This is a genomic window from Olsenella porci (genome assembly GCF_009695875.1).
GTDB classification, from domain to species: Bacteria; Actinomycetota; Coriobacteriia; order Coriobacteriales; family Atopobiaceae; genus Olsenella_H; species Olsenella_H porci.
Genome location: NZ_VUNC01000006.1, coordinates 1 through 18,628, shown reverse-complemented (window position 1 = coordinate 18,628; position 18,628 = coordinate 1). Strand labels below are relative to the sequence as shown.

Here is an 18,628-nt window from a genome sequence, read left to right as displayed (position 1 = left end):
CTCATGAAGCTCTACGCACCGGGCGCGGGATACGGGCCCGACACCACGCTCACCGACACGGAGCTCATAGTGGGGAGGGAGCACTACCCCACCGCAGAGGTCTCGGCCGTGCGCGCGTTCATCAAGCCGTCGCGCCTGCTCGCCGCCGTGTACCAGGTGACGGTGGGCGACAAGGTGGTCAACGTGTCGTTTGCGCAGAAGGACCTGGAGGCCGGCAACGCCATCATCGAGGAGCTGGACCGCATCGCGCTCAGGAACCGCGGCGGCAGGACGGGGGAGGAGGTCCGCGAGCGCAGGCGCGAGGAGGACGTCTGCGAGGCCCTTGCCGGGAGGTGCGCGGCAGACGGACTCGACGACGGGATGGACCCCCAGCTGCTCCGGCGCCACCTGGCGGTCGTGGTCAACGGGTTGGAGTCCGACGAGCACCCCTATGTCACGTTCGTCGCTCAGGTCAACTACCGCGACGGCAGACGCAACGACGGCCAGTTCGCCTTCGTGGCGACCCAGAGCGCGCTCCACTCCTCCCAGAGAAGGCTGTTTGGCCTGCGTCCCGTCACGCTCCCCTGGGAGACGGTCACGGACATCGCGCTGGAGGAGGGCACGGAGCGCTCCGTGCTCACGATCAAGGCACCCCGCGACGCCATGCGTCTGGGGCTTGGGCCCGACGAGGCGGTTGCGGCCGTCGCGGCACTGCGCGCGGCCTGGAGGGGGACGCCCCTCTCCCCCGCTCCCAGGGACGCGGTGTTGTACACAAAGGGTGCCGAGCCCAACCCAAAGGCAGCGGGCTCAGATGTCGCGGCCCCGTCTCCCCTGGGCGACCCCTACGAGGAGGTCAAGAAGGCAAAGGAGCTCCTGGACCTGGGCATCCTGACCCAGGAGGAGTTTGACCGCAAGAAGCGCCAGCTGCTGGGACTGTAGGGGGAGACATGCTCAACGTCGTGCTCGTGGAGCCGGAGATACCGGCCAACACCGGCAACATCGGGAGGACCTGCGTGCTCACGGGGTCGCGCCTTCACCTGGTGGCGCCCGGGTTCGACCTCTCCGAGCGTGCGCTCAGGCGCGCGGGGCTCGCCTACTGGCAGAGCCTGGACGTCAGGGTCTACGAGGATTGGCAGGCGCTCCTCCTTGCCAACCACGACGCCTGGGCGGCGCTCGGCGGGCCCCTCTCCCCCGGCGGGGAGGGCGGAGAACCGGCGCCCGCCATGCACCTTCTCACCAAGCGGGGTGCCAGGCGGCACTCGGACAGCCGCTACCATGACGGCGACTACCTCGTATTCGGACGAGAGAGCACGGGCCTGGACCAGGGGCTCATCGCGTCGCACCCCAACCTGTGCGAGCGCATCCCCATGGTGGGCGATGCTGCACTCGCCAACGCAGGAGAGTGGCACGCCTCGCACTTGGGGCTGCACCCCGAGCTCAAGCGTGACGTTTGCGGTAACTTCGTAGACGAGAGGAGCATGCAGGTGACCTCACTCAACCTCTCCAACGCCGTCGCCATTGTGCTGTTTGAGGCGCTGCGCCAGCAGGGGTACCCGGGGCTCGACGGCTGACACCGGTCCCGTGCCGCTAGCGCCCCTTGCGGGATGGCCACCACGCGGCGGCCATCGCCAGGGCGAGCCCGACCGCAACCCAGGGCGCGGCCCCGCCCCAGAACTCTCCGAACGGCCCTCCGACCACTGCGCCCAGAATGCACAGAGCAACGTAAACCGCCACGATCACCACGGGGACGGCAATGCCTCCGCCCCCTCCCTGCGCCGACGTTCCCATATGGCACCTCCGCTCGGTCGTCCGCCCGTAGGCGGCCCTTTGCGCGAGTGTAACGGGCCCTTGGCAAGCCGATGGTAAGCGGACGGTAAGCCCCTGCCGACTCGCCGCGACGGTCGGGCCCATGTCGGAAATCCCATGGCGCGTGTACACGCGGGACGCGCTTTCTGGCGTAGTGCGACCGTCGGCGGGTGGCGCGGGCCGAGCAGACGGGCCCCGGGGCAAGCCCACCCCGATTTCGGGCCCGCTCAACCTGGCCCCGACTCCTCACTTCTCTGACTTCCGATGGCCTTCCTGCCCGTGATAGGCACGGCCTCTTCGGCACGCCTTCGCGATCAGCGGCGCGCTCGGACATCAAACTTCCAACATTGTCAGCAAACTCCCGATGTGAGCACTCATATCCGTCTCCCGCCGCCAATCATGTCCGGAATGATGGCCAAATGGCAGCAAGCGCCCGACGTGAGTGCCTATATCGGGAAGACGCTGCCACGCTCCAGGGCGGGCGATGTCCCCTCGACCCCTCTACCTGCTGAAACACTGGAGCTAACCACACACCCCGATGAGAACTCACCAGCCGACCCGCTCATATCAGGCTTCCACTGCCATGGTTTAACCCTTGATGCCAGACATGCAGGGCTCGAGAGAAATCAGGAGCAGGCAAGGCACGATTAACGGGAGATCCGCTGGCAGAGGCCCCCCTTTGACCATTGAGGGCGCACTCCCATGGTCAACGTCGAAGGCCCACGGTCTGACTGGCTGGTGAGGCCCCAGAACAGAACCCATGGGGGGAGACGGCAGCGCGGGAGGCGGGGCACGTGCTGCAGCTCGCCTCCGCAACCGAGAGGTGCCCCGGCCTTTCGTTGCAGGCCGGGCAACCACATCCAGGCTATCCGCCACAGGGAGCGGAACTGGACAAGACGAAGCCGGGGCCACGGACATCTTGCCCATGGCCCCGGCTTCCTTGATGTTCTTGCTTGGGCGCCTCATGGTGGGACGCCAGCTTGAGCGAGGAGAAGAGAGTGGGATCACCCCCGACATCCACCTCAAGCGGGACGCGACCCAAAGTGGCCCTTCCGATGCCTCATGAAACCGCTGGTGGCGTACCAGCGCGCGTCTCCAAGGGATTGTTAGGCGACATCGACGCAGCCACGAGTGGCGACCGACCCCTAGAAACCAGCCTCGTGAATCTTGGAGACCGCAAGGCGCAGCCGCTCGGGCGGCATCACCAGGGCCATACGCACAAAGCCCTCGCCGGCGGGACCAAAGCTGGCGCCGGGGGTGACGATGACGCCGGACTTCTCCATGAGCTCGAGCGTGAAGTCGACCGAGTCCATACGCCCGCCCGGGATGCGCGCCCACACGAACATGGAGCCGTGCGCGTTGGGACGCTCCCAGCCAATGCCCTCGAGCGCGTCGCACAGCGCGTCGCGGCGCTCCTGGTAGAGCATGCGCTGGCGCTCGACTCCGTCGAGAGGACCGGTGAGCGCGGCGATCGCAACGTCCTGCTCGGGGAAGAACATGCCGTAGTCAAGCTGCCCATGCAGCTTCTTCGCGGCGGCGACGATGTCGGGGCGGCCAACCAGGAAGCTCAGCCTGACGCCGGTGACGTCGAAGGACTTGGAGAGCGAGAGGAACTCAACGCCAACCTCGCGGGCGCCCTCGTACGCGAGGAACGAGCCACCCGGCTCCTCGGTGTCAAACACGATGTCAGAGTAGGCGTTGTCGTGGATGATCACGATGTCGTGCGCCTTGGCGAAGTCGATGATCTGGCGATAGACCTCCGGGGTCCCCACGGAGCCCACGGGGTTGGCGGGGAGCGAGACCACCATGTAGCGCGCGGCGTCCGCGACGTCGTCGGGGATGCCCTCGACGTAGGGCAGAAAGTCGTGCTCGGCACTGAGCGGGTAGAACGCCAGCTTGGCGCCCGCGAGCAGGCTCGCCGTGCGGAACAGCGGATAGCACGGGTCGGGGACCAGCACCGTGTCGCCCGGGTCCACGAGCGCCTGACACACAAAGCCCATGCCTTCCTGGGTGCCGTGGCAGCTCATGACCATGTCGGGCGTGATGCCCTCGACGCCGTAGCGACGGCGATAGTAGTCGCAGACCGCCTTGTCAAGCTCATCGCGATCGTGAAGCGAGTACTTCCAGTTCTCGGGGTCGCTCGCGCTCTTGACCATCGCGTCAATCAGGCGCTGGTCTGGGGCGAAGTCCGGCGTGCCCACCGAAAGGTCGTATACCTCGCGCCCCTTGGCCTCGAGCTCGCGGCGCCTGACGTTGAGGGCGGCGAACACCTCGTCTCCAAACAGGTCGAGCCTCTTCGAGAACCTCATGGCACATCCCCTCTCCCCCGCCCTTCGCGGGGCCCCTTCCACCGTGGCATCACGTAGGCGATGGCACGGAGACCGCCGTCAGGCGAGGGCGAGGCCCATCCGTCGGACGCCGGAGAATCATAGTGGGTTTTATTGTATATCTAGGTTCCTTGGGGAGAGGTGCGACGGACCGCCCCCCATGCCAATCCCCATGGCATTCCGGGCGTCCCGCCAGGGGGAGCACACTCCCAAGACGTCAGACGGCTGGGGTGGCAGCATTACGGCGACGCCAGGCCTAGAGCGCCTGTACCAGCAGCGTGACCGCGAGGACCGAGGCGCAGCAGGCGCCCGACACGGCAAACAGGCCGGCGCCCATCCACGAGAGGGCAATACCCACGACGAGTGTGACCGCACCGGCAACAGGAACGCCCGTGGCACCGAGGATCGCCGGGAACGTCATGACCGCAAGGGTGACGTAGGGCACGTAATAGAGAAAAGAGCGCAGGAACGGGCTCGTGATCCTCCGCCTGATGAGCGTGGCAGGAAGCGCCCTGGTCGCAAACGTCACGCCTGCCATGATGGCGACGTAGGCCCAGCCGGTCGCGCCCATGCTACGCCTCCACCGCGGTCGTGGCGGAGGACAGGGCGACGGGCTCGAACGCGGGCTGCCGCCCATCGACGGAATCGGCGGGGACGTCCTCGCGCGTCTCGCCCTCCTCGTCCGGAACGGGGTACAGTGCGGCGGCAGCGGCCGCAATCCCCACCGTCAGGAGGATGGTGCGGACGCCCTCAGAGAGGCCCGAGACCAACGGTGTCACGGAGGCGGCAAGGCTGGCCGCAAAGCTCACGGCAACGACCCCGGCGACCACGTGGTTCTCACGCGCGGGCGGGATGATGACCGCGAGGAACATGCCAAAGAGCGAGACGCTCAGCGCCTGCACCACCAGGCTGGGGAGGACGCTGCCGACGATCATGCCGAGGGCCGCGCCACCGGCCCATCCAATAAGGGGCAGGACCATGGTCCCCAGGGCACGGGCGGGCCGCACGTCTCCCCTCTGGGCGATGTTTACGGCGAAGATCTCGTCGGTGTTGTCGAAGGCGATGAGCGCGCGCATCCAGAGCGGCGTGTTGCTCGAGAACCGCTGCGACAGGACGCACCCCATAAGCAGGTAGCGGGCATTTGCCACGAGCATCATCGCGGCGAGCTCGAGGTATCCCGCATGCGCCGCCACCAGCGTGAACCCTGCGTACTCGCCTGCCGACGCGTTGCAGAGGAAGCTGACCAGCACGCCCTGCCCAAGGCTCAGACCGGCCATCTTCGCCGCGATGCCGAGCGAGAACGACACGGCGAGGTACCCCAGCGCTATGGGGAGGCCGGCGGCGAGCCCCTCGCGGAACGGGGCAGTCCACTCCCCCACACCCCCGCGGGAAGCACCCTCGGCACCTGTCATGGTTGTTGCAATACTCGCCTGTCCCACGTCTGCTCCCCACGCCGTAAACACCCTGTGACTTCTTTGATAGCATCGCGGGAGCGATTAGTTAAACGAATGTATTTTATGATTCGATTAGTAACCCTAATGAATGCACGTGAGGGAGGTCCGCCATGAGGATGTCGCGCTGCCAGGTCTTCTGCGCGGTGGTGGAGACGGGCAGCTTCACCCAGGCGGCAAGGGAGCTTGGGTACACGCAGAGCGCCGTGAGCCAGACCGTGCACTCGCTGGAGTCGGAGCTGGGGGTGACCCTGCTCGACCGCAGGCGGGGCTCCCTCTCGCTCACCAGGGACGGCGAGACGTTCATGCCCAACATCCGCGCGGTGGCGCAGGCGGAGGAGGAGCTCGACCGTCGCAGGCAGGAGGTCGCCGGCCTAATGGGTGCCACCATCCGCGTGGGTACCTTCTCGAGCGTGAGCCGAAAGATCCTGCCGCCGCTCATGCACCGGTTTGAGGGGCTGCACCCCGACGTGCGCTTCGTGCTCCGTCAGGGCGAGTACACGAGCATCGCCGAGTGGGTCGCCGAGGGAAAGGTGGACATCGGCTTCCTGAACGGCGACTACTCGGAGGGCCTGCCCTGCCGCACCGTGGCGACCGACACCATGATGGCGGTCCTGCCCCAGGGCCACCCCCTCGCCGCCCGGGACGAGGTGACCCTGGCCCAGCTGGCAAGGGAGCCGATCATCCTGCTGGACGAGGGCCAGGTGAGCGTGGCACTCTCGTCGTTCCACAAGCTCTCGCTGGTCCCGCGCATCCGCTACGAGGTTACCGACGACTACTCCATCCTCGCCATGGTTCGCGAGGGCCTGGGAGTCTCGATCCTCTACACCACCATGCTCGAGGGTTATGCGACGGGGGTGGAGGTTCGCCCCATCGCGGAGCGTCCCAGCAGGAACATCGCCCTGGCGTGGTCGGCGTGGGACACGCTCCCCGTGGCGTCGCGCGGCTTCGCCGAGTTCATCTTTGGGGAGAGGGGCGACGCCACGGCCTAGCCCAGGGCGCACCCACGGCAGCTGGGGCAGGCGGCGATCCCGCCCAGGGCAGTCTCGCGCAGCTCCATGGGAAGGGATGCCCCCACGCGCTTGGCAGCCTGGACCACCTCGTCAAAGGGCGCGATCGACCTCACGCCCGCGACTGCCATGCGGGCGCAGGCGAGGGCGTTCGCCGCCGCGGCGGCGTTGCGCTTCTGGCACGGCTCCTCCACGAGGCCCCGCACCGGGTCGCAAGCAAGGCCCAGAAGGTTGCCCAGGGCAATCGCCGCCGCATCCAGGCACGCTCGCGGGCCGGCACCCATCAGGCGGGCAGCCGCTGCCGCCGCCATGGCGCTCGCGGTGCCCACCTCCGCCTGGCAGCCGCCCTCTGCTCCCGCGACCGTGGCGTTTCGACTGACCACGAACCCCACCGCCGCGGCGCAGGCAAGGGCGTCGCGCATCTCCTCTCGCCCCGGATGAACCGCCTCGTCGATGGCGAGAAGGACGCCGGGCACCACGCCCGACGACCCTGCCGTCGGGGCGGCGACGATGCGCCCCATGGAGGCGTTGGTCTCGAGCACCGCCATCGCGAGCGTCGCCGCGCGGGCGTCCACCCCGCCGGCAAGCGCGTCTCCCCCGCTTGCAAGCCCCGACAGGGCACGCGACTCGCCGCCGATGAGGCCACCCATGGTGCGAACCTCGCCATCCAACGGCCCGTACGCGGACTCGCGCATCACGTTCAGCACCCGGTCCAGGTAGCGCTCGGCGGCAGCGACGGGACGACCGTGCATGGCCTCGCACACCTCCTCGCGCGCCATGAACGACTGCCCAAGGGTGCGCCCATGCGCCTCCGCATGCAAGAGGAGCTGCGACGCGTCCTCAAAGTCCACCGTTGGGAGCAGGGCCTCCGCCTCGTCCGGACCCATCGCGGGCTCGCCCAGCCCCTCTGCGTCGGGGGCGCGACCCAGCCCGTCCGCGGGGACGAACCGCATGCGGCTGATGTCCGGGCTCGCGAGGATCGCCTCGCGCACCTCCCGCGACACGGGGCCGTCGACCTCCAGCACGTTGAATGCCTCGCCCCCACGGCGCGAGCGGTACATCCACACCGAGCCAATGTTGACCCCGCCCTCTCCCAGCGTGCCGGCGATGTGGCCGAGCACGCCCGGCACGTCCCGCTCGTAGAGTATGAGGGCGTTGTACTCTCCCGTAATCTGCACCGACAGCCCGTCGATCATCGTCAGCCGCGCGGCACCGCCGCCAATGGACTCGCCCCGGGCCGTCAGCTCGTCGCCGTTGGCATCGCGCACCCACACGTCCACGGTGTTGGGGTGGGAGACCCTCGACTTGGGATCCGCCCGAAACGATACGGTGACCCCCTGGTCGCGCGCCATCTGCAGGGAGTCGCGAATGCGCAGGTCGTCCGTGTGGAGCCCCAGCATGCCGGCAACCAGCGCGCGGTCGGTGCCGTGGCCTTGGTACGTGCGGGCAAACGACCCGTACAGCGTGAACCGGACCTCGGCGGGCGGGGCGTCCAGGAGCTCCCTCACCATCTGCGCGATGCGGAGCGCACCCGCCGTGTGCGACGACGACGGCCCCACCATGATGGGTCCCAGGACATCCCTCAGGCCAAAGCTCCTCATGGCACCTCCCCGGTCTTCCACCAGCGTAGGAGGGGATTGTTTCGGGACGGTGAGGCATCGGAGACGGACGCGGGTCCTCTCCCCCGGCACGTGGTGGCGCCGGCGCTACGAACGGGACGCCTGTCCCTCCTGCCACTCGGACCCCTGGGGACGCATGACCTTTGCCAGGGCATCGAGCGCCGCCCTCCTGAGGGCAGTGAGCCCGGACGGCCTCGCCGCCGACCAGTCGACGGGATGCGACGCAAGCATGGCGCGTGCCTCGTCTATCACCTGGCGCCCCGTGCCCGCCTGAAAGGCGTCGTCACCCGAGACGGGGAGGTTCACATAGACGTCCGCGGCCTGGGAGTACAGGCGGTCGAGCTGGTTGGCCCCGCACGCCATGGTCCGCCGGGCGATGTCGATGGGGGCGGGCGACTCGAGCGGGTGCATGGAGCGGATGAGGCCCACGCCCACCACGGCATCCACCGAGCCTCGGTCGAAGAGCGGGGTGGGCAGGTTCATGCGGCAGCCCCCGTCCATGAAGGTGCGGCCAAGGTACTGGGTGGGCGTGACGGCAAGGGGGTACGAGGCGGAGCAGGTGACGCACTTGGCAAGGTCGAGGTTTCCCGTGAGGCACGCCCACGAGCCGTTGGGGTCACCAAACAGCTCGGGGTCGTTGGTGAACACGCACAGCTGGCCCGAGGTGATGTCCACGGCGGGGATGGCAACGGGCATCTTGAGGTCGTCCATGTGAAGCACGCCCGCCTCACCCAGGATGTCGCGGGCGTAGCCCTCCATCACGCCCGAATCCAAAAAGCCGTTGCTCATGACCATGTTGAGGACCTTGAACTGCATGTTCTTGAGGAAGCCGTCCTCGACCACGCGACGGTCCATCTTCACCAGGAGCTCCTCGATCCGGGTGGAGGGGAGCCCCGCGGCAGTGAGGACCGCGACCATCGAGCCCATGGAGGTCCCCGCCGCGGCAGCTATGCGCACGTCGTTGCGCTCCATGTCCTCAATGGCGGCAACCTCGGCAAACGAGCGGAACCCACCACCGCAGAACGCGGCGCCCACACCATCGAGCCTTGCCATAGCTTCCTCCCCCGACGCCGTCCAAGACGGAGGCGAGAACGCCCCCCTCCTCACAACCGCAGGATATCAAAGGGCGGGAGGACGAGGGGGCGTTCGAGGCGCAAGGGGATGCCGCGGGGGAGAATTCGCACGCACGTGGCGTGCGCTGTCGGTCCCGAGCGGCGTGGCGGTTAAGCGCTCCATCCCACTAAAACCCGACCCGAATGTACACGCTCGGACGCGTTCTGGCGCGGCCTCCCCTGCACATCCGGCAGCGAACCAGAAGGGGCATGGCCGGAAATCGATAGACTCAGAATGCAACGGGCTTCCTACCATCCGAACAAGTTGCAACTCCGCGCACGCTTGGACTCGCTCTTCCTTCATCGAGCTCCCTCCCGCCGGGGATGGGGTCGCGTTGCGGACCGGGTCTCCTCCGCAGCAGACATGCTGGCAGTATGTTCCCAAAGTGAGTGCTCACTTCAGGCTCCCTCTGCCATTTGAACCCCGAGAGGGGATCTCCCGGCAGCGAACTCCGGATGTGAGTGCTCGCGGCGGGAGCTTGCCACCAAGAGTTGGAAGGCGGACAAGTCCCAAGGGTCCCCCACCTGGGGAACACTGGGCGAACCCGGTCAGCGTCGGGCATCCTCCCGTGCGGAAGTGCTCACTTCGGACCTAAGCTGCCATCGGTGGCTTCCCACCCGCAGACGTACGGCCCCCTAACCCATCGAACCTCGAACCTGGCGGCAAAACGTCCGCGCGGGGTGCGCTCCGTAAAGGTTGGCGCGTTTAGGGAGGCGTTAAACGCGTCAATCTTTATGGAACTCCGAGTCTCGTAAGATCACGCGCGTTTACGGGGGTCCTAAACGCGCCAATCCTTACGGAGCCCGGATCCCACGGGACTTGCCGCGCTTCGAGGTCGGTCGCGTGTGGGCCCTCTCGGACGGAGGCGGGCCAACCCCCCTCGGCGCCGTCGGCCCACTTCCGTTCTTTGACTCTTAAGGGCCTTCCCAGCGCGAGCAACACGCAAGGCGTTTGTCACCAGGGCTGAGGTTGTCCTTTTCCGCAAGCCCTTTACCTGCACGGATGCTGCGGAGGCCCAGGACTCCGCCGGCAGTCCGACCTTCCAGGACCACCGGCCTCTCTGCACGCGCCAGCCCCCGGCGTTCCCTTATTAGAGCCCTTTCCGTTCCTGAGGACGGCCCGCACGGCGGCTCGGACTCGAGAGCCTGCGACCCACTGGCCCCCCTCCCTTACTCCCCCTGGTCCTCCGAAGCCTCCCCAGACGGGACACCCAGTGGAAGCTTCGCCGCCACAAACGCGGCAACCGCGACGGCAGGCAGGCTCTGGATTGGGAAGCAGAGCGCGAGGACGCACACCGTGAGCAGCGGCTTCTTTGTACTGGCGCTCACGACCGCGCCAGCCGCGACGGCGACGGGCAGGAGCGGGTCGACCCCGAGGAGAGCCGCGGCCACGTAGCCCATGCTCACGCCACAGAAGATGAGCGGGAAGAACTCGCCGCCCACCCAGTCGCACGCCACGCACAGCTTGGTGAGGCAGACCTTGGCGAGGGCGGACGCAAACAGCACCGCGACGCCCACCCCCTGCCAGCCGCCCACCAGGTCGCCCGTGGCGGACTCGCCCGAGAAGAGGACGTTGGGGAGAAGCACGGCGACCGCGCCCAGCACCACGCCGCAGACGACCGCACGCGGCACGCCCGCCCGGGACATCCGGTCGGCAGCGCTCTTCGCAGCCCTCCCGGCGACAGCACCGACGACGCTCAGGCCCCACCCCAGGACCAGGGCGAGAAGCGCAGCCAGCATCGAGGAGTGCAGGTAGTCGATCGCCGGGAAGCGGGGCAGTGCCCCGGCGGGCCCAGCGAGCCTTGCCAGCACGACGGCACCCAGGGCGAAGCCGATTCCGGCGACCGCCCACACGACTGCCCTGTGGCGCTTGTGCATGAGACGCACCTCTCGCCCAACCCACTCGGGGCTGAGCGCGGAAATGCCGCTCCTAACAGGCTTGGACGGGTCGTCTGCAATTGCACCGCCGGAACGACGCAGGGCACTCATCGCGGCGGTGAAACCCGCCGCAGCGAAGCCCGAGATGCCCGCCTCGGGACCCACCGCCCCGCCGAAGGCGATAGGCAGCAGGAAGAGGACCAGCGAGCGGCCCCAGCTCCTCACAAAGTAGCCGCCGCTCTCACGGCAGTGGGCGACGACCACCGAGAGGGTGTCGAGCGTGTAGCCGCACCTGCGGGTCCATGCCTCCACCAGAATGCCGCCAATCGTGCAGACGACGAGGGGGTACGCGGCGCGCACGCCCTCGGGAAGGGCGCCCCTCAGCCCCTCCCACACCGTGGACTGCGCCAGGTCGCCCAGCCTTAGCACGGCAAAGGTCAGGAAGCCGACCACGACGCCCAGGACGAGCGCCACGAGGAGGATGAAGGCGGACGCCCGGACGCGGTCGGAGCCCCTGAGCTCCGAGAGGGCTCCCTGGCTCCCGCCGTCGCTTACCTCGCGACCCTTCACAGTGTGGTCTCTCCCCTGTTCCACGCAACTCTCCCCTCGCACCGTCTCGCCCGCCGGCGAGACAATATCCCAACATTGATAGAGGATACGCGACGCGGGACGGGATTCCATGCACCTCGAATGGCTTGCCGCCAGCGCGTGCGGTTACGAACTTGTAATCGTTCGTCTCCCCAAACCATACGTCCCCAACATCAAACTTAGGATGTGCTGATAAGCGCAACCGCCATGCACGGGCATGGCACTGCACAAGGAGGAGGCTGTCAGCATGACCAAGAACGTCACACGTCGCGATGCCATTGCACTGTTTGGGGGTCTGGCGGCCTTTACGCTGGCCGGATGCAGCGGCGGCGGGAGCGGCTCGGACAGCTCCGCCGGCTCCAAGACCTACAAGATCGGCGTGTTGCAGCTGACCGAGCACGACGCGCTCGACGCCGCCAACAAGGGCTTTGTGAGCGCCCTCGACGACTCGGGCATCAAGTACAGCATCGACCAGCAGAACGCCCAGAACGACCAGTCCGCCTGCCAGACCATCGCGACCAAGCTCGTGAACGACGGAGACGACCTGATCCTGGCAATCGCGACGCCCGCCGCACAGGCGGTCGCGGGCGCCACGACCGACATCCCCATCGTGGGGACGGCAATCACCGACTTTGCCGCGTCCGGCCTGGTTGACAGCAACGACAAGCCCGGCAACAACGTCACCGGCACCTCGGACCTGACGCCGGTCGACGACCAGTTCAGCCTGCTCGTGAAGCTGCTCCCCGATGCCAAGACCGTCGGCATCCTGTACTGCACCGCCGAGAGCAACTCCGACGTCCAGGTGAAGATGGCCGAGGAGGCCGCCAAGAAGCGCAACCTCACGGCGACCCGCTACTCGGTCTCGAGCTCCAACGAGATCCAGCAGGTCGTGGAGTCCATGGTGGGCAAGGTCGACGCCTGCTACGCCCCCACCGATAACACCATCGCGGCGGGCATGTCCACGGTCTCGATGGTCGCCAACGAGAACAAGCTCCCCGTGATCTGCGGCGAGAAGGGAATGGTCGACAACGGCGGCCTGGCAACCTACGGCATCGACTACGAGAAGCTCGGTTACAAGGCCGGCCAGATGGCGGTCAAGATCCTGAAGGGCGAGTCCAAGCCCGCGGACATGCCGATCGAGCACCTGAGCGCCAAGGAGTGCACCCTGTCGACCAACCAGAAGACGGCAGAGGCCGTCGGCGTTGACCTCACCGTGCTGGGCGACTCCGCCACGTCGAGCGACGGCGCAGACTCCGCGGACAGCGCCTCGGCATAGGAGACGCGCGGCCATCGGGTCGAACGGAAGCAAGGGTAGGGCCGCCACGTGCGGCGACATGAGATGTGCCCGGGGCAACGCGTCCCGGGCACATCATCGGGTTTGGGGGAACGTATGGCATTGGCACTCGCTGGAGCGGTGTCGCAAGGCATCCTCTGGGGCATCATGGTGCTCGGCGTGTTCATCACCTTCCGGATGCTGGACATAGCCGACCTGACGGTGGACGGGAGCTTTGCCCTGGGTGGCTGCGTCGCCGCGGTGGCATCGGTCAACATGGGGCTCGACCCGCTGGTCGCGATTCTCCTGGGAACCCTCGCAGGAATCGTCGCCGGCGCCGTGACCGGGCTGCTCCACACGCTCTTCGACATCCCCGCCATCCTTGCGGGAATCCTCACGCAGATCTCGCTCTGGTCCATTAACCTGCGCGTGATGGGCAAGTCCAACACGCCGCTATTGGGCGTCGACACCGTGTTCACGCGCGTCTCCAAGGCGCTCGGCATCTCGCAGAGCATGGCATCCCTGCTCATCGGGCTGGTCATCGCCGTGCTGTGCATCGTCCTGCTCTACTGGTTCTTTGGTACCGAGATCGGCTCCGCGCTGCGCGCCACCGGCCAGAACGAGGACATGTGCCGCGCACTGGGCATCGACGTGCGCGTGACCAAGCTCATCGCGCTCAGCCTCTCCAACGGTCTGGTGGGCCTCTCCGGCGCCCTGGTGTGCCAGAGCCAGAAGTACGCCGACATCAACATGGGCACCGGCGCCATCGTGATTGGCCTCGCCGCCATCGTCATAGGAGAGGTGCTCGGCCGCCTGACCCCGGGCAAGCTCCAAGCGTTCGGCAGCCGCCTGACCTCGGCCGTCGTGGGCTCCGTGATCTACTTCATCATCCGTGCCGTCGTCCTCCAGATGGGCATGGACGCCAACGACATGAAGCTCCTCTCCGCCATCATCGTCGCGCTCGCCCTGGTCATCCCCGTCATCGTGGAGCGCAGCCAGGCGCGCCGGGCGTACTCGAAGGGAGGCGAGCGCTGATGCTGTCGCTCAAGGGAGTCACCAAGACCTTCAACCGGGGCACGGTCAACGAGAAGCCCGCCCTCACGGGAGTTAACCTCAACCTGGACGCCGGAGACTTCGTCACCATCATCGGCGGCAACGGCGCCGGCAAGTCCACGTTGCTCAACAGCATCGCCGGCGTGTTCCCCCTGGACGGAGGAACCATCGTGCTAGACGGCAAGGACGTCTCGCGCCTTCCCGAGCACAAGCGCGCCGCCGACCTTGGCCGCGTGTTCCAGGACCCCATGCGCGGCACCGCCGCCGACATGCAGATTGACGAGAACCTCGCCCTCGCCGCACGCCGCGGGCAGCACCGCGGGCTCTCGTGGGGCATCAGCAAGGAGGAGCGCGACGGCTACCACGAGCGCCTGAAGGAGCTTGACCTGGGGCTCGAGGACCGCATGACCTCCAAGGTGGGGCTTCTCTCGGGTGGCCAGCGCCAGGCGCTCACCCTGCTCATGGCGGTGCTGAAGAAGCCCAAGCTGCTCCTGCTCGACGAACACACGGCGGCACTCGACCCCAAGACCGCAAGCAAGGTCCTCTCGCTCACCCAGAAGCTCGTTGCCGAGAACCACCTCACCACGCTGATGGTCACACACAACATGCACGACGCCATCCGCCTGGGCAACCGCCTGATCATGATGCACGAGGGCAACGTGATCTACGACGTTCGCGGGGACGAGAAGGCAGGACTCACGGTCGCCGACCTGCTCAAGAAGTTCGAGGAGGTCTCGGGCGGAGAACTTGCCAACGACCGCATGCTCCTCTCGTAGCAAGGCGAGAAGTTCCGCATTCCAGGGCGCCCGCATCCACCGCGACGGATGCGGGCGCCCAACTTGTTGCGTGGCGCTACTCCCCCTCCCGCATGAAGGCAGGCAGCACCTCTCTCCCGACCTCACGCGAGAGGCGGGCGGCCTCCGCAATCTGCTCGAGTGCACGCGCCACCCCAAAGTCCGCAGATGCACCCACGTGCCAGCGAGCCGCACGCGAGGCGGCCGGGTTGGCGTTGGCCACGGCGCACGAGTTGGGGACCGCCCGGAGCATGTCCAGGTCGTTGTCCGCGTCGCCAAAGACGCAGACCTCGCTGAGGCTCAGCCCTAGCACGTTAGAGAGGATGCCCACGCCGTTGGCCTTGCCCCATCCCCGGGGACTCACGTCGAGCCACTGCTCCACGGTGTGCAGGAAGGTTAGATCCGGGCATGCCTCGGTCAGCCGCGCGGACAGGTCGAGAACCCGCTCCTCGGGACCCCGGACGATGATGCCCGCCTTGATCACGGGGTAGTCGGGCATCCCGCCGTGCTCGTGCCGCCTGCCCCCGCACATGAACGCGCGGTCGTACATGCTTCCCAGCTCCTCGCGCGTGGCACCGACCCAGTCGCCAAAGTTGTTGTCGCGATACGTGATGAATGCGCATCCGGGAAGCGGGGCCACGAGCGACTCCACCTTGCGGAGCAACGCGGTCGGCAAGGTCTTCTCATACACCACCTCGCCCAGAAAGTACACCTTCTGCCCGTTGACCATGACCCCGGTGTTGTAGCAGCTCGCATCGTCACCGAAGAAGCTCGCCACCTCACCGCGGTCGCGACCGCTGGCAGGGCCAAAGTCGATGCCCTCCTCCTGGCAGGCGCGGATCGCATCGATCGCGCGCTGCGAGACCCTCTCGTCGCCAAAGGGCACGAGGGTGTTGTCCATGTCCGTGAGGACGAGTCTGATCATGCGACCACTCCTGAAACGGGCGAGCAACGGGGACGGAAGCCTAGGTTTCTGCCACCAACCTTACAGCCTCGGGAGGTCTCACCACGCCCTGAGCACGCATGTCTCCCAGTATTGGCGCAAATTGCCTCTCCCCCGCGTTTTGCGAGGTGATAGCCTTGTGCAAGCGCCCCTTGCGCGGTTTGGCACGACCCAGACCACCCCCGCAAGGGACCCTTTCTTGTCCCCCGGCCCCATCCGAGGGATGGTGTGGGCAAAGGAGGAGCACATGGAGTTTGGCGATCAGATGCGGCAGCTGCGCAAGCGCGAGGGAATGACCCAGGAGCAACTGGCACAGAGCCTCACGGTCACGCGGCAGGCCGTCTCAAACTGGGAGAGGGGAACCAACCTCCCAGACATAGAGACGCTCATCCGCATCGCAACGACCTTCCATGTGTCCCTCGACCTACTCATCCTCGGCAAGGGGGAATCGAACATGGACAATACGAACATTGCGGAGACCGGCAAGACGACAGGCGAGGGCGAGACGCTCGAGAGCCGCATGGCGCAAAAGCTCATCCGCGACGGAAGCGAGGGAAGGCAAGCCCACAGCAACATGGTCACGGTGATCGTTGGCTGCGCGCTCATGCTGATGGGGGCGCTCTGCGTCTTCGTGAAGGCAAACTCAGTGGAGTACGTGGACGCGGCGGGGGTGCTGCACGAGAACTTCTTCCTGCTCCCCATGGCCGCCGCCTTCTTCCTGGCGGGTCTGGTGACCGTCGTGGCGGCGGGGGTGGCGCGCATCGTCCGCAACAGCCGGCACGACTGAGCGCCGTAGCCCAAGGAACTTGGCCAGCTTTCGAGGGGCGGGATTCCTGCGGATGGCATCCGCAGGCGTCCCGTCCCTCGAACATGTAGCTCGTAGGCGCGTGACCTCACATCCCGACTTGACCACGTCGCAAGGCGGATGACCGGCCCCTCTCGCCTACCTTGATGCCTGGGGTATGCGGGACCCCGGACAACAATTGTTCCTCGGGCAATCGTTCCCTCCACATCCCCTCCACATTTATTGGGGGTCCAGGATTTCTGCAGGTGGGAGCTACAATTGTCCGTGATCCATTACACATCGCGCTGGGAGGCAGGATGCCCTGTACCGTCGTGCTCGCCCGTCATGGGTTCACCTACTGGAATGCCCGCAAGAAGATGCAAGGGCAGGTCAACATTCCCCTGAACGACGAGGGCAGGAGGCAGGCGCACCAGCTGCACGACCAGCTTGCGGGCATCGACTTCGACGTGTGCTACTCCAGCCCGCTCGTCCGTGCGGTCGAGACGGCGAGGATCGCGCTCGATGACCCCAGCGTCCCCATCGTGAAGGACGAGCGCCTGCTGGAGCACTCGTACGGACTGCTCGAGGGACGTTCCTACCGGCACACACCGTGGTTCTACCTCACTAACCCCGCCAACGACTACGAGCACCATCCCGAGAGGTACCAAGCCCCCATCGGTGGCGAGACTTTTGACCAGGTGTACGCACGGGCAAGGTCGTTCATCGACGACGTGATCGTAAGCGCCTCGCGCAACTACGACGCCATGCTCGTGACGGCACACGGCGGCATCAACTGCGCGATCATCGGCCTGATCAAGGGAATCCCCCTCAAGGACTTCTGGAGCGTGAAGCAGGCAAACTGCGGTTATACCGTGATGGAGGTCGACGACGGGACAATTACCATCACATACTCCACCCCGCCGACCAAGGTGCATTAAGGAAGCCTTCGAGGCGAGCTGCTCGGGAACGAGGACACACCCTTCTCTCACGCTAAAGGGAGTTCGCCCTTACGACAGGACGGAATCCCCGGATCAACCCCACGTGCATGCCTCTCGGAAAGAGCTCGCAGAAGAGAAGAGTTACGGAACTGGTGACAGAAGCCGCAACTGGATCCAGCATGGCGCGGAGCGCCGCTGGGCATCCACCCAGTCAGATGGCATCCAGATGGCTGCGCCCATTCCTTTTCCTCGCTAGCTCACGACGGAAGGGCACACATCAAACATCACACTTTGGCAGAAAGTCCCTCGCGTGAGCAGCTGTGGGAGTCCCCCCTTGGCATCAGCCCTACGTTTCCGCAGTTGGCAATCCATCAAAGTTCGTACCTTGGCAGAAAGTAGGGATGTCGCGCTACCGGCGGTCCTCGGGGGTGATCTGCCGCATCGGTTTGCACGGGACACCGACCGCCACCACGTGCGAGGGGATATCGTGCGTGACCACGCTCCCGGCACCGATCACGACGTCGCTCCCAATCGTGACTCCCGGGCACACGGTGACCCCGGCGCCAAACCACACGTCGCTCCCCACGGTGATGGGGAGGGCGTACTCGAGGTTCTGCCGGCGGGTGGAAGCGTCGATGGGATGCCCTGACGTGGTGAAGCAGCAGTTGGGGCCCACCAGGACGTTGTCGCCGAACACGATGGGCGCGGCATCGAGCATGACAGTGTTGTAGTTGGCGAAGAACCGATGCCCCAGGTGGATGTTTGAGCCATAGTCGCACTGCAGCGGGCCCATGACCACGGCCGTCTCATCCATCTCGCCCACGATCTGCCTAAGCAGCCGGCGCTTCTCGTCCATCTCAGACGGAAGGGTGTTGTTGTAGCGCCAACAGAGGTCTCTGCACTCGTTGAGCCGAGCAAACGACTCCTGGTCCGCGAACGGATCATATGTTGAAGTCAAGATAGATTTCACCAGACTAGACAGCGAACCGCCCCCATCCGCACCAACGTACATTCGCCAGTCCCGTCACCGCGGGGCGCCGGAATCGGCGACCACTGCCGGCGAGGCCCTGTCC

At 66.5% G+C, this 18,628-nt stretch carries 16 protein-coding genes; 8 read left to right on the top strand and 8 right to left on the bottom strand.

Going from position 1 to position 18,628, the window contains the following annotated elements; genetic code table 11:
• Positions 1-3: 3 nt before the first annotated feature.
• Together FYJ68_RS07740 and FYJ68_RS07735 are read left to right on the top strand one after the other, a co-directional pair.
• Positions 4-918, top strand: a complete 915-nt coding sequence (locus FYJ68_RS07740; RefSeq protein ID WP_195837764.1) for an SHOCT domain-containing protein — start codon at positions 4-6, stop codon at positions 916-918.
• Positions 919-926: 8 nt separating this feature from the next.
• Positions 927-1,550 carry a tRNA (cytidine(34)-2'-O)-methyltransferase gene (locus FYJ68_RS07735; protein ID WP_154435646.1) on the top strand — a complete coding sequence of 208 codons (624 nt, stop codon included), beginning with the start codon at positions 927-929 and terminating at the stop codon, positions 1,548-1,550.
• Positions 1,551-2,930: 1,380 nt separating this feature from the next.
• On the opposite strand, the gene FYJ68_RS07730 is transcribed toward FYJ68_RS07735, so the two are convergent.
• The 3 genes from FYJ68_RS07730 to FYJ68_RS07720 form a co-directional block, all read right to left on the bottom strand.
• Positions 2,931-4,094 (bottom strand): pyridoxal phosphate-dependent aminotransferase, encoded by a 1,164-nt coding sequence (locus tag FYJ68_RS07730; protein ID WP_154435645.1) that lies wholly within the window; start codon positions 4,092-4,094, stop codon positions 2,931-2,933.
• Between the two features lie 274 nt (positions 4,095-4,368).
• Complete coding sequence (locus FYJ68_RS07725) at positions 4,369-4,683, bottom strand: AzlD domain-containing protein (RefSeq protein ID WP_154435644.1); 315 nt, start codon at positions 4,681-4,683, stop codon at positions 4,369-4,371.
• 1 nt (position 4,684) lies between these two features.
• Positions 4,685-5,524, bottom strand: coding sequence for an AzlC family ABC transporter permease (locus tag FYJ68_RS07720; protein WP_154435754.1), 840 nt, complete (start codon positions 5,522-5,524; stop codon positions 4,685-4,687).
• A gap of 152 nt (positions 5,525-5,676) precedes the next feature.
• Here FYJ68_RS07720 and FYJ68_RS07715 point away from each other — a divergent pair, with 152 nt between their 5' ends.
• A complete protein-coding gene (locus tag FYJ68_RS07715) occupies positions 5,677-6,555 on the top strand; it encodes a LysR family transcriptional regulator (RefSeq protein WP_154435643.1) in 879 nt (292 codons plus the stop codon).
• On the opposite strand, the gene sdaAA is transcribed toward FYJ68_RS07715, so the two are convergent.
• The 3 genes from sdaAA to FYJ68_RS10500 form a co-directional block, all read right to left on the bottom strand.
• Positions 6,552-8,174, bottom strand: coding sequence for an L-serine ammonia-lyase, iron-sulfur-dependent, subunit alpha (gene sdaAA, locus FYJ68_RS07710; protein ID WP_154435642.1), 1,623 nt, complete (start codon positions 8,172-8,174; stop codon positions 6,552-6,554). The two genes, FYJ68_RS07715 and sdaAA, sit on opposite strands and share 4 nt — an antisense overlap.
• Before the next feature lie 105 nt (positions 8,175-8,279).
• Positions 8,280-9,245, bottom strand: a complete 966-nt coding sequence (locus FYJ68_RS07705) for a patatin-like phospholipase family protein (RefSeq protein WP_154435641.1) — start codon at positions 9,243-9,245, stop codon at positions 8,280-8,282.
• A gap of 1,229 nt (positions 9,246-10,474) precedes the next feature.
• A complete protein-coding gene (locus FYJ68_RS10500; RefSeq protein WP_154435640.1) occupies positions 10,475-11,776 on the bottom strand; it encodes a chloride channel protein in 1,302 nt (433 codons plus the stop codon).
• A 211-nt stretch (positions 11,777-11,987) separates the two neighbouring features.
• Here FYJ68_RS10500 and FYJ68_RS07695 point away from each other — a divergent pair, with 211 nt between their 5' ends.
• From FYJ68_RS07695 to FYJ68_RS07685, 3 genes are all read left to right on the top strand, one after another.
• On the top strand, positions 11,988-13,046 hold the full coding sequence (locus FYJ68_RS07695) for an ABC transporter substrate-binding protein (RefSeq protein ID WP_229772132.1): 1,059 nt from the start codon (positions 11,988-11,990) through the stop codon (positions 13,044-13,046).
• A gap of 114 nt (positions 13,047-13,160) precedes the next feature.
• Entirely contained in the window at positions 13,161-14,078 is a 918-nt protein-coding gene (locus FYJ68_RS07690; RefSeq protein ID WP_154435638.1) for an ABC transporter permease, read from the top strand.
• A complete protein-coding gene (locus FYJ68_RS07685; RefSeq protein ID WP_154435637.1) occupies positions 14,078-14,872 on the top strand; it encodes an ABC transporter ATP-binding protein in 795 nt (264 codons plus the stop codon). The genes FYJ68_RS07690 and FYJ68_RS07685 overlap by 1 nt, the downstream gene beginning before the upstream one ends.
• Before the next feature lie 76 nt (positions 14,873-14,948).
• On the opposite strand, the gene FYJ68_RS07680 is transcribed toward FYJ68_RS07685, so the two are convergent.
• Positions 14,949-15,815 (bottom strand): HAD family hydrolase, encoded by an 867-nt coding sequence (locus tag FYJ68_RS07680; RefSeq protein ID WP_154435636.1) that lies wholly within the window; start codon positions 15,813-15,815, stop codon positions 14,949-14,951.
• A 265-nt stretch (positions 15,816-16,080) separates the two neighbouring features.
• On the opposite strand from FYJ68_RS07680, the gene FYJ68_RS07675 reads away from it, so the two are divergent.
• A complete protein-coding gene (locus FYJ68_RS07675) occupies positions 16,081-16,620 on the top strand; it encodes a helix-turn-helix domain-containing protein (protein ID WP_154435635.1) in 540 nt (179 codons plus the stop codon).
• A gap of 314 nt (positions 16,621-16,934) precedes the next feature.
• Positions 16,935-17,555, top strand: a complete 621-nt coding sequence (locus FYJ68_RS07670; protein WP_195837763.1) for a histidine phosphatase family protein — start codon at positions 16,935-16,937, stop codon at positions 17,553-17,555.
• 409 nt (positions 17,556-17,964) lie between these two features.
• Here the strand turns inward: FYJ68_RS07670 and FYJ68_RS10495 are convergent, their stop codons facing one another.
• Complete coding sequence (locus FYJ68_RS10495) at positions 17,965-18,567, bottom strand: sugar O-acetyltransferase (RefSeq protein WP_154435633.1); 603 nt, start codon at positions 18,565-18,567, stop codon at positions 17,965-17,967.
• Positions 18,568-18,628 lie beyond the last annotated feature (61 nt).